The following is a 14,722-nucleotide window of genomic DNA, read 5'->3' as shown; positions in this document are numbered from 1 at the left end:
TCAGCCGGCGGGGGAGATCCGGCCGGTCAGGTGGTCCCGGGCGACGGCGCAGTGCAGTCGCACGCCCACCGCCAGGGCGGCCTCGTTCAGGTAGAACCTCGGGCTGTGGTTGGGGATCAGGCCGCGCCCGCCCGGGGTGGGGACCGGGCGTCCGTCCGCGGCGAGGACGGCGTCCTGGGCGCCGAGCATCACGTACACGCCGCCGTAGGCGTTCACGAACTCCGAGACGTCGTCGTACCCGAGGGTCGGGGCGGACTCGACCACCCGGTCCGCGCCGACCACCCGCCGGACGGTCGGCAGCACGGCGTCGACCCACTCCCGGCGGTTGTGGACCGCGGGCACGTCCTGCAGGTACTCGACGGACGCGGTGCAGTTGAAGGCGGCCGCGGTCTGCTCCGCCATCGTGGCGAGCCGCTTCCGGACCTCGTCCATGTCCTGCTCGACCGCGCACCGGACGGTCCCCCACAGGGTGACGGTGCCGGGCACGATGTTGAAGCGGCCGACGTCCTCGACGTGGCCGATGGTGACGGTGATCGGGTCGAACGCGGACACCTGCCGGTACAGCTGCCCCACGCCGACCATCAGCGCGCCCGCCGCGGGCACCGGGTCGACGCCCATCCAGGGGGTGGAGCCGTGCACCTGCTCACCCGTCAGCACGATCCTGAACAGGCAGGAGGCACCGAACTGGTTGCCGGTCCGGTAGCCGACGCACCCGGTGGGCAGCGGCGCCAGGTGCATGCCGAACGCCATGGTGGGCACCGGGTCGGCGCACGCGCCCTGCGCGATCATCTCCTTGGCCCCTGACCTCTCCGCGACCGGTGCGCCCTCCTCGGCGGGCTGGAACACGAACAGCACCGTGCCGGGCAACTGCTCGCGCACCCCGGCCAGCACCGTGGCCGCGCCCAGCAGCGTCGCGGTGTGCCCGTCGTGGCCGCAGGCGTGCGCGACGGGGAACGGCCCGCCGGGGTAGTCCTGGTCGACGACGGTGGAGGCGAAGCTCTCGCCGCTGTCCTCCTGCACCGGCAGCGCGTCGATGTCGGCGCGCAGCGCCACCACCCGCTCACCGGGCCGGCCGCCCCGCAGCACGCCCACCACGCCGTGGCCGGAGATCCCGGTGCGGACCTCGTCCAGGCCGAGCGCCGTCAGCTGATCCGCGATCAGTTTCGCGGTGCCGGCCTCCCGGTTGGACAGTTCGGGGTACCGGTGCAGGTGGCGCCGCCACTCGACGACCTGCGCCTCGACGGCCGCGGTCCGCCGCGCCAGCTCCTCGTGGATCCGATCGTCGTCGGTCATGTCCGGTCTCCTCCGAAGGCCGCTCTGCTCGGTGCTTCGAAAGCTAGGGACCGCCCGGGCGCGCCACTGCCCGGGCTGGTTCGCCCGGGTGACGTTTGCCTTCGGCAGGACCGCGCGGTTTAATAAATGAACAGGCATTTACTATTGGAGGCGGGCGATGGCGGGACGGCCCCGCGGGCTGGACGACGAGGCGATCCTCGCCGGGGCGGCCCGGGTGATGGGCCGGGTGGGGCCCGCCGGACTCACCCTGGCCGCGGTGGCGCGCGAGGTCGGCCTGGTGCCCGGCACCCTGGTGCAGCGCTTCGGGTCCAAACGCGGACTGCTGCTCGCCCTGGCCGACCTGTCGGTGCGTCAGGCCGCCGCCGCGACCGAGCAGGCCCGCCACGCGGCGGACTCCGCGCTGGGCGCGCTGCACGCGCTGGTGGCGGCAACGGCCCGGGTGATGGACACGCCCGAGCGGTTCGCCCACCACCTGGCGTTCCTCTGCGCCGACCTCACCGACCCCGAACTCCACGAGCGTGCCCTGGCCGTGCACCGCGCCCACGCCCGCGCCGTCGAGGACCTGCTCGCCGAAGCCGTGCGGGCCGGCGAGCTGCGCTCCGGCGCCGACGTCCCCGCCCTGACCCGCACCGTGCAGGCGGTCACCGCCGGCGCCGGCCTGACCTGGGCGCTGGACCGCGAGGGCGCCCTCGCGCCCCGGCTGCGGCGCGAGTTGACCGCCGTCCTGGCCCCGTACACCCCGGAGGAGAGATGACCGCGCAGCAGGCACGACCACTGAACGGCCGGGTGGCCCTGGTCGCGGGCGGCACCCGCGGCGGCGGCCGAGGCATCGCCGTCGAACTCGGCGCGGCCGGCGCCACCGTCTACGTCACCGGCCGCAGCAGCACCGGCGGCCGCTCCGACCTGGACCGCCCGGAGACCGTCGAGCAGACCGCCGCCCTGGTCACCGCCGCCGGCGGCCACGGCATTCCCGTCCGCACCGACCACAGCGACCCGGCGCAGGTCCGCGCCCTGGTCGAGCGGATCGCCGCCGACCAGGACGGGCGGCTCGACCTCCTGGTCAACTCGGTGTGGGGCGGCGACCCGCTGACCGACTGGGAGCACCCGCTCTGGGAACAGGACCTGGACACCGGGCTGCGCCTGCTCCGGCAGGCCGTGGAGACCCACGTGATCACCAGCCGGTACGCGCTGCCGCTGCTGGTGGCGCGCGGCAGCGGTCTGGTGGTGGAGGTCACCGACGGCAACACCGCCCGCTACCGGGGGAGCTTCTTCTACGACCTGGCCAAGTCCGCGGTCGTCCGGCTCGCCGTCGCGCAGGCCGCCGAGCTGCGGCCGCACGGCGTCGCGGCGGTCGCCCTCACCCCCGGGTTCCTGCGCTCCGAAGCCATGTTGGAGCACTTCGGGGTCACCGAGGAGAACTGGCGCGACGGCGCCGCCCAGGACCCGAACTTCGCCCACTCGGAGAGCCCCGCCTACCTGGGCCGGGCCGTCGTCGCCCTCGCCGCCGACCCGGACGTGCTCGCCAAGTCCGGCCGGGCGCTCGCCACCTGGGGCCTCTACCGGGAGTACGGCTTCACCGACGCGGACGGCAGCCGGCCGGACTTCGCCGCGCACTGGGCGGCGCAGCTGGAGCCGGAGTTCGGACCGCTCGGCGACCCGCTGTAAAGCCGGGCGGGTCGGCGCCGACCCGTCAGGCGGGCGGCCCGACCCGGGCGTACAGGTCGGTGAGCAGGCGGTCGAGCAGGGCGGCGAGCTGCGCGCGCTCGGCCGGGTCGAGGCCGGTGACCAGCTCGGCCTCCCGGCCCAGCACCGCGTCCACCGACCGCTCGATCAGCTCGTGCCCGTCCGGCGTGAGGGCGACCAGCACGGCCCGGCCGCCCGCCGGGTCGGGGGAGCGGTGCACCAGGCCCGCCCGTTCCGCCCGGGCCACCCGCTGCGAGATCGCCCCCGCGGTGACCAGGGTGCGCCGGGACAGCTCGCGGGTGGTCAGCTCGTACGGCGGGCCGGAGCGGCGCAGCACCGACAGCAGGTCGAGGGTGGCGGCGTCGATCCCGGCCGCGCGCAGCACCCGGTTGCGGTCGTCGGCGAACAGCTTGGCGAGGCGCCAGACCGGGGTGACGATCTCGATCGAGTCGGTGGGGGTGCCCGGGCGCTCGCGCCGCCAGGCGGCGGCGATGGCGGCCGCCGAACGGTCGGCGGCCGGCTCCGGCCCGGGGCCGGTGGTCTCGGGCCCGGTGTGCTCGGGTTCGGTCATGGGGGTTGCCTCCTGCCGTCGCGCGTGGTCTATGTTTAGGGCTAAACGTACCAGTCCGGGGAGGACAGCGTGACCCGTACCGTGCTCGTCACCGGAGGAAGCAGCGGCATCGGCCGCGCCGTCGCGGCCCGGTTCGCCGCCGACGGCGCCCAGGTGTACCTGACGGGACGTCGACCCGAGGCGGTGGAGCGCGCCGCCGCCGAACTCGGCGCGCACGGCGTCGTCGCCGACGCCACCGACCCCGGGGCCGCCGCCGCCCTCGCCGCCCGGCTCACCACCCTCGACGTGCTGGTCAACGCGGCCGGCGGCCTGCCGCCCACCGCCCCCGCCGGGCCTTGCCCGCTCGCCGACCTGCTCGCCTCCTGGCAGGCCAACCTCGCGCAGAACCTGCTCGGCGCCGTCCTCACCACCGAGGCGGTCCGCGAACTCCTCGCCCCCGGCGGCGCGGTGATCAGCCTCGGCTCGCTCGGCGCGGAACGCCGCGGCGGCGCGTACGGCGCGGCGAAAGCGGCGCTCGCCGCGTGGAGCTCCGCACTCTCCGCCCAGCTCGCCCCGCGCGGCATCACCTGCAACGTGATCGCCGCCGGCTACATCGAGGGCACCGACTTCTTCGGCGGACCCGTCCCGGAGGAGCGCCGCCGCGCGCTGATCGAGGAGACCCACAACAAGCGCCCCGGCACCGTCGACGACATCGCCGCCACCGCCCACTTCCTCGCCTCCCCGGGCGCCCGCCACCTCACCGGCCAGACCCTGCACGTCAACGGCGGTGCCCACACCACCCGCTGACGGAGGATCAACCGGGCCGCCGCACCCGCCGGACGGCGGAGGCCGTTCGTTCCGGGAGCGGACGCCCGCCACCGGCCGCCCCGCCAGGATGGGAGCCGACCGAACATCAGGGGGGCGGGCCGTGCGGCGAAGAACAGTGGTGTCGAGCGTGGTGCTGGCCGGTGCGGCCTTCGTGGTCGCCGCAGGCAGCGTGGTCGGCTGGCGGGACGACCCGTCGAAGGAGACCACCGGCCTGCGCACCGACCGGGCGCCGATGGAACGGCGCTTCCACCGCTTCGGCGAACTCCTCGACGTGCATTGGGTCTACGAGTCGCCCGGGGCCGGGGACCGGATGCTCCCGATCACCCTGGACCACCCGCTGACCGCCGTGCTGCAGCTCGAGCCAGGACAGGTGAACCGCCTGATCGGCGACCGGCAGCGGACCGCCGTGTCCATGCCCGGCCACGCCGGCGCCGTCCAGCCGGTCGCCGACGGGCGCTCCGCTCTGCTCGCCCCGTACATACCCCGGAGCGCCGCGTGGGTGAAGGTCCCCGAACTCGAACGGCTACTGGTGCGCGCCGAATACGTGAGCCTGTCCTTCGACCCGGCGAGCGACACGGTCCTGGTGGACACCATCGACCCGTCCGACCCCGACGAGGCGTACGAGACCGTGGACCCGTGGGGCAACACCACGACCGTCACCCCGTCCCCGTTCGTCCCGCCGTCCTGACGGGCCGTCGGCATAGCATCGGGCCTGCACCCCGTCCCGCCCGCCGGAGAGACCCGACCATGCGCATCGACCTCGCCGCCCCGCCCCGGCCCGCCACCGCACCCGACCTGGCCCGGGCCGCCGAGGAACGCGGCGCCGACCGCTTCGTCCTCTCCGAGACCTCGCACAACCCGTTCCTGCAACTGGCCCGGGCCGCCGACCGCACCCGGCGGATCGAACTCGGCACCGGCGTCGCCATCGCCTTCGCCCGCACCCCGATGGCCCTCGCCTACGAAGCCTGGGGCCTGCACGAGAGCTCCGGCGGCCGGGCCGCCATCGGGCTCGGCACCCAGATCAAACCGCACGTCGTCCGCCGCTACGGCATGCCCTGGGACCGGCCCGCCGCCCGGATGCGCGACTACGTGGCCGCCGTCCGGGCGATCTGGCACAGCTGGCAGACCGGCGAACGCCTCGCCTTCCGCGGCGAGTTCTACGCGCACACCCTGATGACACCGGTGTTCGCACCCGACCCGCAGCCGTACCCCCCGCCGCCGATCCTGCTGGCCGCGGTCGGCCCGCTGATGACCGCCACCGCCGGGGCCGTCGCCGACGGCTTCCTGGCCCACCCCTTCGGCTCGCCCGACCACCTCGCCACCGCCGTCCTGCCCACCGTCCGGGCCGCCCGCGCCGCCGCCGAGGCCGAACACGCCCCCTGGACCACCCGCCCGTTCGAAGTGGTCGCCAACGTCCTGGTCGCCACCGGCCACGACGAGGACAGCTACCGCACCAACCTCCGCCTGGTCCGCGAACGCCTCGCCTTCTACGCCTCCACCCCCGCCTACCGCCCCGTCCTGGAGACCCACGGCTGGGCCGCCCTCCAGGACGAACTGCACCCGCTCTCGCTCCGCGGCCGCTGGCAGGAGATGGGCGCCCTGATCGACGACACCGTCCTCAACACCTTCGCCGTCACCGGCGAACCCGCCGCGGCCGCCCGCGAACTGCGCCACCGCTACGGCGGGACGGCCGACCGGCTCTGCCTCAGCGGCCCCGACGAGGCCGACCCCGCGCCGCTGCTGGACGTCCTCGCCGCACTCACCGGCTGACGGCGCGCCGGACCGGGCGGGCGTGGTGCCCGAACCGCCCCGGCCCACGCCGTTAGCCTGGCCCGATGACCGAGCAGCAGCAGAGACCACCGCGCCGCCGGCCGCACTACCGGGCGCTGTCACCGCTGCGCGAGCACCTGCGCGAGTCCTTCTGGTTCGCACCACTGCTGACCTGCGTGGGCGCGGTGCTGCTCGCCGGACTCACCGACCTGATCGACCGGGCCATCTTCGAGGAGGCCACCGCCGCGCAGACCGCCGACACCCTGCTGTCGTTCAACGCGGCGGCCAAGAGCGTGGTGTCGACGGTCAGCTCGGCGATGCTCACCTTCATCGGCGTGGTCTTCTCGATCTCGCTGGTGTCGCTCCAGATGGCCGCCAGTCAGATGAGCCCCCGGGTGCTGCGGCTGTACGTCCGCAGCCGCCTGATCAAGGCGACCTTCGCCACCTGCCTGGCCACCTTCGTCTACACCCTGCTGGTCCAGCTCGGCTACGACGACACCACCGACCCGACCCGCGCGGTCTCCGTCCCGGTCGTCTCCACCGTCGTCGCGCTCGCCATGGTGATGCTCAGCCTGGGCCTGTTCGTGCTGTACGTGCAGGCCACGCTGCGCCTGCTGCGGGTGCCGCACGTGATCGACCGGGTCACCCGCGAGTCGCTCAAGGTGCTCCAGGACTACCGCTGGCTGGCCCCCGAACTCGGCCCGCCGGGCGGCCCGCGGCCCGAGGGGCCGACCCTGCTGCACGAGGGCCGCGGCGGCGTCCTGCGGGACGTCAACATCCGCTGGCTGATGCGGGTCGCCCGCCGGCACGACACCGTCCTGCACCTGGTGCCGCGGATCGGCGACTTCATCGCGCCCGGCACCCCGACCGTGGTGGTGGTCGGCGGCACCCCGCCCCGCCCGCGCCGGATCACCACCGCGCTGAACGTCGGCGTCGACCGCACCATGCACCAGGACCTCAGCTTCGGCTACCGCCAACTCGTCGACATCGCCATCCGGGCCCTGTCGCCCGCCGTCAACGACCCCACCACCGCCGTCCAGGCCATCGACCGCATCCACCAGCTGCTCGCCCTGCTCGCCCCGCACCAGCTCGGCGAGATCCGCCACCGCGACAAGGACGGCGCCGTCCGGCTGGTCCAGGCCGTCCCCGGCTGGGAGGCCACCGTCGACCTGGCCTTCACCGAGATCCGCACCTGCGGCGCCGGGCAGCCCCAGGTCACCCGCCGGCTGGCGGCCGCCCTCGACGACCTGCTGCGGATCACCCCCGGCCCGCGCCGCCCCCCGCTGCTGAGGCAGCGTCAGCTGCTGGAGCGCGCCGTCGCCGAAGCCGTCCACGACCCGGAGAACCGCACCTTCGCCCTGGAACCCGACCGGCAGGGCATCGGCTGAACCCCCGGGAACGCGGAACCGCCCGGGAGCGGGGCGCTCCCGGGCGGTCCTGTCGGCCGCGGCGACGGTCAGCCGGCGGCCTTGTTCAGCGAGGCCAGGTACTTGTTGTAGGCCTCCAGCTCGGCGTCGCCGTCGCGGTCCGCGGCACGGTCGCGGCGGCGGGCCTGCCGCTCCTCGGACTTGGCCCACTGGAGGGTCAGCGCGATCAGCACGATCGCGGTCGGGATCTCGCCGAACGCCCAGGTGATGCCGCCCGCGAGCTGCTGGTCCTGGTGCAGGTCGGTGCCCGCGGGCGCGCCGGCGGCGGTGAAGGTGGTGACGAGCTGGCCGGAGGCCATCATCACCGCGACGCCGAAGAACGCGTGGAACGGCATGCCCATGAACAGCTCGATGATCCGCAGTACGAAGCCGGGCCGGTGCGGGCCCGGGTCGACGCCCATGATCGGCCAGAAGAACAGCATGCCGACGGCGAGGAAGTGCAGCATCATCGCCAGGTGCCCGACCCGGTACTGCATCAGGAAGTCGAACAGCGGCGTGAAGTAGAGCACGTACAGGCTGGCGATGAACGCCGGGATGGTGAACGCCGGGTGCGAGACGATCCGGACGTACGTGGAGTGCAGCAGGGCGACCAGCAGTTCGCGCGGGCCCCGACCGCTGCCCTTGCGGGCCGGGCGCAGCGCGCGCAGCGCGAGGGTGATCGGCGCGCCGAGCAGCAGCAGGATGGGCGAGAGCATCGACAGCACCATGTGCTGCATCATGTGGGCGCTGAACAGCACCATCCCGTAGTCGTTCAGGCCGGTGTTGGTGACCAGGAGGACGGTGCCGATGCCCGCCGTCCAGGCGATCACCCGGCCGACCGGCCACTTGTCGCCACGCCGCCACAGCCGGACCGCAGCGGTCAGGTACAGGCCGAGGCCGAGCCCGCAGAGGACCAGGTAGGGCCAGTCGGGAGACCACTCCAGGGCCCGGGAGAGGGTGAAGGGCGGGAGCGGGCCCCCGCCGTGGTGGTGCATCCCCGTCATGCCGTCGCCCATCGGGCGGCCCCGCTTTCGTCCATGCCGTCCGGGGCCGCGATCCGGCGGCGGTCCGGTTTGGTCCGGTTTCGTTCGGCCACCAGCCTAAGCGCCGCTTACGGCCGGTCGGCGCGCGCCCCCGGCTGTGCCCGTCCCCGGAGCGGCCGGGCCCGCGCCCGGCGAGGAGCAGCGGGGCGCGGGCCCGGCCGTCGGGCGGTCCTGCTCGGCGGTTCAGCAGGCGATCGGCGCGGAGCCCAGGGCCACGTCGTCGTACCAGAGCGTGTCGGAGCCGTTGCCGTAGGCCTCCCAGCCGAGGTCCAGGGTGACCGGGCGCGGGGCGGTGGTGCGGCTCAGCCACTGCTGGTCGATGTCGGCGGTGGGCACGCCGTCGTCGTGCAGCCCGGGCACCAGCTGGTCGTTCAGCCAGGTGTCCATGGACTGCTTGGTGGTGTCCACGGCGAAGCGGACGCAGACCCACTGGTTCACCGGCAGCGGCAGGCTCTGCGCGACGCCGACCGGGCTCTGCGCGGGCAGCGTGGCGTCGTCGGACTCGCGGTTCCACTGCAGGGCGCCGTTCTGGCCGCCCAGGCGGAGGTGCTTGTTGCCGTTGTTGGCGTCCTCCATGGTGACCATCGCGATGTGGTCGGCGGGCAGCGCGGTGGTGTGGCGCACCCAGTACCGGGCGTAGACCACCGGCCCGACGGCGGAGATGCTCCTGGTGGTCCTCGCGAACACGTGGTTGCAGTAGCCGGCCTGGCCGTTGACCCGCAGCGAGCGGCCGCCGCCGTGGGCCACCGCGGTGTCCACGGTCACCGTGCCGGCGGCGGAGCAGTCGGGGGCGGCGACGGTCCAGTCACCGGACAGGCTGCTGCCGCTCTGGTCCTCGAAGCCCGAGCAGACCACCACCGCCCCGGAGCAGCCGGGGCCGCCACTGCCGGTCGGGGTGGGCGTCGGCGTCGGGGTGGGCGTGGGCGTGGGTGTAGGGGTGGGCGTGGGGCTGTTGCTGGCGCTGGGCGTCGGCGACGAGGTGCCGGAGCCGCCCTGGCAGGACGCGCCGTTGAAGGCGAAGTCGGTGGGGACCGGGTTGCTGCCCGACCAGGTGCCCTGCAGCCCGAAGGAGGCCGAACCCCCGGCGGGGACCGTCCCGTTGTAGCTCAGGCTGCTCGCCGTGACGGTGTTGCCGCTCCGGCTGACCTGCGCGTTCCACGCCGAGGTCACCTGCTGGCCGGCCGCGAACGTCCAGCTCAGGTTCCAACTCGTCACCGCAGTACCAGAGTTGGTGACCGATACCTGCGCGGTGAAGCCGCCCGTCCACTCGTTGTTCGTCCAGGCGACCTGGCAGGCCGCGCCGCCCGCGCTCCAGGCCGGGCCCTGGCCGAGCCCGGCCAGCAGTCCGAGGACCACCGCGAGCACGGCGAACACCGCCGCCGCCCCGCGCCACGCGCCGCCGCGCGCTCCCGCGTCACTTCGCACCATGTCGAACCTCCTTGTGTCGTCGGTGCGTGTCTGTGGGTCGTGCCGGCCCCGGGCCGGGTCCGCCGCGGGCTGCGGCGGACCCGGCCCGGGGCGCGGGTGTCACGAGGCGGTGCAGGTGATGGAGCCGGTCGGGAAGTTGTTGCCGGTGGAGTTGGCGGTGAAGCCGAGCACGGTGCTGGAGTTCCCGGCGATGGCGCCGTTCCAGGCCGCGTTGCCCACCGTCACATTGCTGCCGGACGTGGTCAGCGCCCCGTTCCACAGGCTGGTGATCGTCGTGCCGGCACCGGTCTGCCACTTCAGCGTCCAGGAGCTGATCGGCGTCGAGTTGTGGTTCATCACCTCGACCGAGCCCTGGAACCCGCCGCCCCAGGCGTTGACGACGTTGTACGTCGCCATGCACCCGCTGCTCGGCATGCTGCCGGAGGGCGAGCCGGACGGGGAGGACGAGGGCGAGGTGCTGGGCGAGGTGCTGGCCGAGCTGCTGGGCGAGCTGCTGGGCGAGCTGCTCGGGGAGGACGAGGGCGAGACGGACGGGGAGGTGGACGCCGTCGGAGACGTCGAGGAGGTCGGCAGGTGGATGCCGGTCACCTCGCCGTTGCCGCCGTCGAAGACCAGGTCGGAGCAGGAGAAGAAGTTCTCCGGGCTGTCCGAGCGCACCCACTGGATGAACATCTCGGCGGCGCCGCTGCGGCCCGACGGGAGGGTCATGTTCCAGTGGTAGTGGCCGCCGTCGGTGCCGGGGGTGCCCACCTGCGGCGGGTTGGCGACGGTGGTGACCAGGCTCAGGTCGGCCCAGGCCAGCGGGGTGGTGGGGGACCAGCCCTGCTTGGTCAGGTAGACCCGGAACTCACCGGGGTGCGCGGCCCAGTTGGAGTAGTCGACCTCGATCGCGGCGCCGGAGGTGAGGTGGGTCTTGGGCCAGTCGTCCCGGGCGGCGTTGTAGGCGGAGAAGTCGTAGGGGACTTGTTGCCGGCGCTGCACAGGGTGCCGTCCGCGACGTAGCCCTGGCCGCGGCCGTTCGCTGCGGAGTCCAGCACGGCGAACCAGTTGTAGAGCGGGGTCGTGCCGCTCTGGGCGACGGCGGCCTTGCAGGCCGGGTTGGTGGGGGTCAGCGAACCGGTCCCGGTGAGACCGTCCTGGTAGCACAGGTACGTGCGCGAACCCGGCACCATCGTCACACCGTGCGCGCTCGCCGGGGTCGGGCCCAGCAGCAGCGCGCAGATCGTCGCGGCCGCTGCTGCGAGGGCCGTGACGATCCAGGGAGTCTTGCGTCGTGACATGAAACTTTCACCACCTTCGGTGGTTGGGGGTGGGGGTGGCCGGCCCGTGCCGTCCCGGCCGGGCAGGCCCTCTTGCCTGGGAAAAGCCATGGTCATGCCATAGGTGCAGGCATGACTGGGAGCGCTCCCACACCCCAACGTAACGGGCCGTCAAGGGCGTGTAAACGGCCGTCTTTCCGGTGCTGAATTGGATCAAGTCAGGTAAGTGCAGCGGGAGTTGAATCCGCTCGGCCGGCCGGGCGGTCAGCTCCGCGGCACCAGGGTGTTCTCGTTGCGGCGTCCGGCGGCGAAATCGTCGACGTTGCGGGCCGTGGCGTCGATGATCTGGCCGACGGCGGTGTGGGTGAAGTAGGCCTGGTGGGAGGTGACCAGGACCTGGGGGAAGGTGACCAGCCGGGCGAGGGTGTCGTCGGCGATGCCGTGGATGGACCGGTCGGTGAAGAAGACGCCGGTCTCCTCCTCGTACACGTCCAGGCCGACGCCGGAGAGGCGTCCGGCGCGCAGGGTCTCGACCAGGGCGGCGCTGTCGACCAGGCCGCCGCGGCTGGAGTTGATGAGGATCGCGTCGTCCTTCATCCGGGCCAGCGCTGCGGTGTCGATCAGGTGGTGGGTGGCCGGCAGCAGTGGCACGTGCAGGCTCACCAGGTCGGCGCGGCTGAGGAGTTCGGGCAGTTCGGTGTAGGCCATGCCGAGCTCGGTGCAGGCCGGGTTCGGCGCGACGTCCCAGCCGAGGAGCTCGGTGCCGAAGCCGGCCGCGATCCGGGCGAAGCACTCGCCGATCTTGCCGGTGCCGATCACGCCGATCGTCATGCCGTGGATGTCCCGCCCGAGCAGGCCGTCGAGGCGGAAGTCGAACTCGCGGGAGCGGCTGGCGGCCCGGGTGAGCCGGCGGTTGACGGCCAGCGCGAGGGCCCAGGCGTGCTCGGCGACCGCGTACGGGCTGTAGTGCGAGACCCGGGCGACGGTGAGGCCGAGCTCGGCGGCGGCGTCCAGGTCGATGTTGTTGAAGCCGGTGGAGCGCTGGGCGATCAGCTCGGTGCCGCCGGCGGCGAGGACCGCCAGCGTCGGGGCGTCCAGGACGGCGTTGACGCTGGTGCTGACGGCCGGGTAGCCGGCGGCCAGCGGGGCGGTGTCCCGGTTCAGGAACACGGCCAGCGTGCGCAGCGGGTGCCGGCCCGCGAAGGCCTTCTCCAGGAGCGGCTGTTCGTCTGCTTGGACGCCGTAGGCGAGGATCTCCATGCGGCGAAGGCTATCCCCGGGGGCGCGGGCGGTGGGCCCGCGACGCGCCCCCGGCGGACGGGTCGTCAGATGACGGTCTCGGCCTCGAGGTAGCGCTCGGCCGGGACGGTCTTCAGCTCGGCGACGGCCTCGCCCAGCGGCACCAGCTTGATGTCGGTGCCCTGCAGGGCGGTGATGTGGCCGAACGCGCCCTTGTGGGCGGCCTCCACCGCGTGCCAGCCGAAGCGGGTGGCGAGCACCCGGTCGTAGGCGGTGGGGGTGCCGCCGCGCTGGGTGTGGCCGAGGATCACCGGTCGGGCCTCCTTGCCGAGGCGGTGCTCCAGCTCGCGGGAGAGCTGGGTGGCGATGCCGGTGAAGCGCTCGTGCCCGTACATGTCCTTGCTGCCCTCCTCCCACGGCATGGTGCCGGGTTCGGGCTTGGCGCCCTCGGCGCAGACCACGATGGCGAACTTCTTCTGCCGGTCGAAGCGCTCGCGGACGACCTCGGTCAGCTTGTCGATGTGGAACGGGCGCTCCGGGACGACGATGGCGTGCGCACCGGCCGCCATGCCCGCGTTCAGCGCGATCCAGCCGGTGTGACGGCCCATCACCTCGACCACCATGACGCGCTGGTGCGACTCGGCGGTGGTCTTCAGCCGGTCCAGCGCCTCGGTGGCCACCGAGACGGCGGTGTCGAAGCCGAAGGTGACGTCGGTGCAGGCGATGTCGTTGTCGATGGTCTTCGGGACGCCGACCACCGGCAGGCCCGCGTCGCTCATCAGCTTCGCGGCCTTCAGGGTGCCCTCGCCGCCGATCGGGATCACCGCGTCGATGCCCAGGTCGTTGCAGTACTGCTTGGCGCGCTCGACGCCGTCGCGCAGGTGGCTCGGCTGGACCCGGGAGGAGCCCAGGATGGTGCCGCCCTGGGCCAGGATGCCGCTGACCGAGTCGAGCGTCAGCGGACGGTGCACGCCCTCCAGAAGACCGCGCCAGCCGTCCTCGAAACCGATGATCTCGTCGCCGTGGTCGACCACCCCCCGGTGGACCACGGAACGGATGACGGCGTTCAGGCCGGGGCAGTCACCGCCGCTGGTCAGGACACCAATACGCATTGCTTTGCCAACTCCCGAGCAGGATCGGACGGCCGGACTGGTGGGTGGGAATCGGACATAACGCCCGAATCTGACCTGCTGCACAGCATACGGTTCCTGCGTCCGGCCGGGCCGAAACCGACGCGGGGGCGGCTTCCTCGACGCACCACACGTAACTGCGACCCGACCGCCGAGGAGGGTGTTGCGCCCGGGCTCTCCTATTGTCCTATGAAGTTGTCCCCCGGCGGGACGGCTGACCACATGGCGGTCAGCCGTCCACGACCGTGACCACGGCTTACGGGAGCGTGAACGGCCTCACGCCGGCCGCGCGGTGGCGGCGATCCGCTCCGCGCGCAGCGCCTCGTACCAGGTGGTGTCGGCGGGCGGCAGCGCGTTCACGTCCAGCGCCAGCTTGATCAGCATGTCCGCCACGGCGGGGTTGCGGGCCATCACCGGACCGTGCAGGTAGGTGCCGAACACGGTGTCGCGCCAGGCGCCCTCGGTGCCGTCGCCGGTGCCGTTGCCCCGGCCGACCTGCACGGTGGCCAGCGGGCTGACGCCCTCGCCGAGGTGGGTGATGCCCTGGTGGTTCTCGAAGCCGGTCAGCTGGGGGAGGTTCAGCTGCGGGGCGACGTCCGCCAGCACGTCGCCGACGCAGCGCGCGCCCTCGCCGCGGGTGGTCCACACGTCCAGCAGGCCCAGGCCCGGCTCGCGCTCGCCCAGGTCGTTGACGAACTCGTGGCCGAGGATCTGGAAACCCGCGCAGACCGAGAAGATGATCGCACCGTTCTCGGCGGCCCGGACCAGCCCGCCGTCGTTGCGCAGCCGCTCCGCCGCCAGCCGCTGCGGGCGGTCCTCACCGCCGCCGATCAGGTAGATGTCGCCGCTGGTCGGCACCGACTGGTCCGAGCGCACGTCGATCCGCTGCACCCCGAGGCCGCGCTGCCGCGCCCGCCGCTCGACCACCAGCGCGTTGCCGCGGTCGCCGTACGTCGACAGCAGGTCCGGGTACACCCAGACCACCCGCAGGCTGCTCTCGCTCATCCTCGAAGACCTCCCGTACTGCTGCTGGGGCTGCGGCGCCGACGGCTGCTGCTGCGGGGCCTGCCGCTGGTACCCGCCGTCGCCGTAC

Annotated in this window: 13 protein-coding genes and 1 pseudogene; 6 read left to right on the top strand and 8 right to left on the bottom strand. The window is 73.5% G+C overall.

Going from position 1 to position 14,722, the window contains the following annotated elements:
* Complete coding sequence (locus BX266_RS04365) at positions 1–1,293, bottom strand: M20 family metallopeptidase (protein ID WP_099897606.1); 1,293 nt, start codon at positions 1,291–1,293, stop codon at positions 1–3.
* A gap of 157 nt (positions 1,294–1,450) precedes the next feature.
* On the opposite strand from BX266_RS04365, the gene BX266_RS04360 reads away from it, so the two are divergent.
* Positions 1,451–2,047 (top strand): TetR/AcrR family transcriptional regulator, encoded by a 597-nt coding sequence (locus BX266_RS04360; protein WP_099897605.1) that lies wholly within the window; start codon positions 1,451–1,453, stop codon positions 2,045–2,047.
* Complete coding sequence (locus tag BX266_RS04355) at positions 2,044–2,958, top strand: SDR family oxidoreductase (RefSeq protein WP_099897604.1); 915 nt, start codon at positions 2,044–2,046, stop codon at positions 2,956–2,958. Before BX266_RS04360 ends, BX266_RS04355 begins: the two co-directional genes overlap by 4 nt.
* Positions 2,959–2,983: 25 nt before the next feature.
* On the opposite strand, the gene BX266_RS04350 is transcribed toward BX266_RS04355, so the two are convergent.
* Positions 2,984–3,547: a MarR family winged helix-turn-helix transcriptional regulator gene (locus BX266_RS04350; RefSeq protein ID WP_099897603.1), complete on the bottom strand. Its 564-nt coding sequence runs from the start codon at positions 3,545–3,547 to the stop codon at positions 2,984–2,986.
* 69 nt (positions 3,548–3,616) lie between these two features.
* On the opposite strand from BX266_RS04350, the gene BX266_RS04345 reads away from it, so the two are divergent.
* The 4 genes from BX266_RS04345 (at position 3,617) to BX266_RS04330 (ending at position 7,512) form a co-directional block, all read left to right on the top strand.
* The gene (locus BX266_RS04345; RefSeq protein ID WP_099897602.1) at positions 3,617–4,333 is read left to right on the top strand and encodes an SDR family NAD(P)-dependent oxidoreductase; all 717 of its coding nucleotides are present in this window, start codon (positions 3,617–3,619) and stop codon (positions 4,331–4,333) included.
* A gap of 121 nt (positions 4,334–4,454) precedes the next feature.
* On the top strand, positions 4,455–5,042 hold the full coding sequence (locus BX266_RS04340; RefSeq protein WP_143686858.1) for a hypothetical protein: 588 nt from the start codon (positions 4,455–4,457) through the stop codon (positions 5,040–5,042).
* A gap of 59 nt (positions 5,043–5,101) precedes the next feature.
* Positions 5,102–6,124 carry a TIGR03617 family F420-dependent LLM class oxidoreductase gene (locus BX266_RS04335; protein ID WP_099897600.1) on the top strand — a complete coding sequence of 341 codons (1,023 nt, stop codon included), beginning with the start codon at positions 5,102–5,104 and terminating at the stop codon, positions 6,122–6,124.
* 65 nt (positions 6,125–6,189) lie between these two features.
* On the top strand, positions 6,190–7,512 hold the full coding sequence (locus tag BX266_RS04330; protein WP_099897599.1) for a DUF2254 domain-containing protein: 1,323 nt from the start codon (positions 6,190–6,192) through the stop codon (positions 7,510–7,512).
* 68 nt (positions 7,513–7,580) lie between these two features.
* Here BX266_RS04330 and BX266_RS04325 read toward each other — a convergent pair whose 3' ends face one another.
* From BX266_RS04325 to BX266_RS04300, 6 genes and pseudogenes are all read right to left on the bottom strand, one after another.
* Positions 7,581–8,525, bottom strand: a complete 945-nt coding sequence (locus BX266_RS04325) for a cytochrome c oxidase assembly protein (protein ID WP_099907375.1) — start codon at positions 8,523–8,525, stop codon at positions 7,581–7,583.
* Between the two features lie 231 nt (positions 8,526–8,756).
* The gene (locus tag BX266_RS04320; protein ID WP_099897598.1) at positions 8,757–10,001 is read right to left on the bottom strand and encodes a cellulose-binding domain-containing protein; all 1,245 of its coding nucleotides are present in this window, start codon (positions 9,999–10,001) and stop codon (positions 8,757–8,759) included.
* Positions 10,002–10,100: 99 nt separating this feature from the next.
* Positions 10,101–11,281: pseudogene (locus BX266_RS04315) on the bottom strand (lytic polysaccharide monooxygenase).
* A gap of 243 nt (positions 11,282–11,524) precedes the next feature.
* A complete protein-coding gene (locus BX266_RS04310) occupies positions 11,525–12,520 on the bottom strand; it encodes a 2-hydroxyacid dehydrogenase (RefSeq protein ID WP_099897596.1) in 996 nt (331 codons plus the stop codon).
* A 65-nt stretch (positions 12,521–12,585) separates the two neighbouring features.
* Positions 12,586–13,611 (bottom strand): 6-phosphofructokinase, encoded by a 1,026-nt coding sequence (locus BX266_RS04305; protein ID WP_099897595.1) that lies wholly within the window; start codon positions 13,609–13,611, stop codon positions 12,586–12,588.
* 294 nt (positions 13,612–13,905) lie between these two features.
* Positions 13,906–14,634 (bottom strand): type 1 glutamine amidotransferase, encoded by a 729-nt coding sequence (locus BX266_RS04300; RefSeq protein ID WP_099907373.1) that lies wholly within the window; start codon positions 14,632–14,634, stop codon positions 13,906–13,908.
* Positions 14,635–14,722: the final 88 nt, after the last annotated feature.

The sequence above is a fragment of the Streptomyces sp. TLI_171 genome (assembly GCF_003610255.1).
GTDB lineage: Bacteria > Actinomycetota > Actinomycetes > Streptomycetales > Streptomycetaceae > Kitasatospora.
This window is presented reverse-complemented; position numbering and strand designations above follow the sequence as displayed.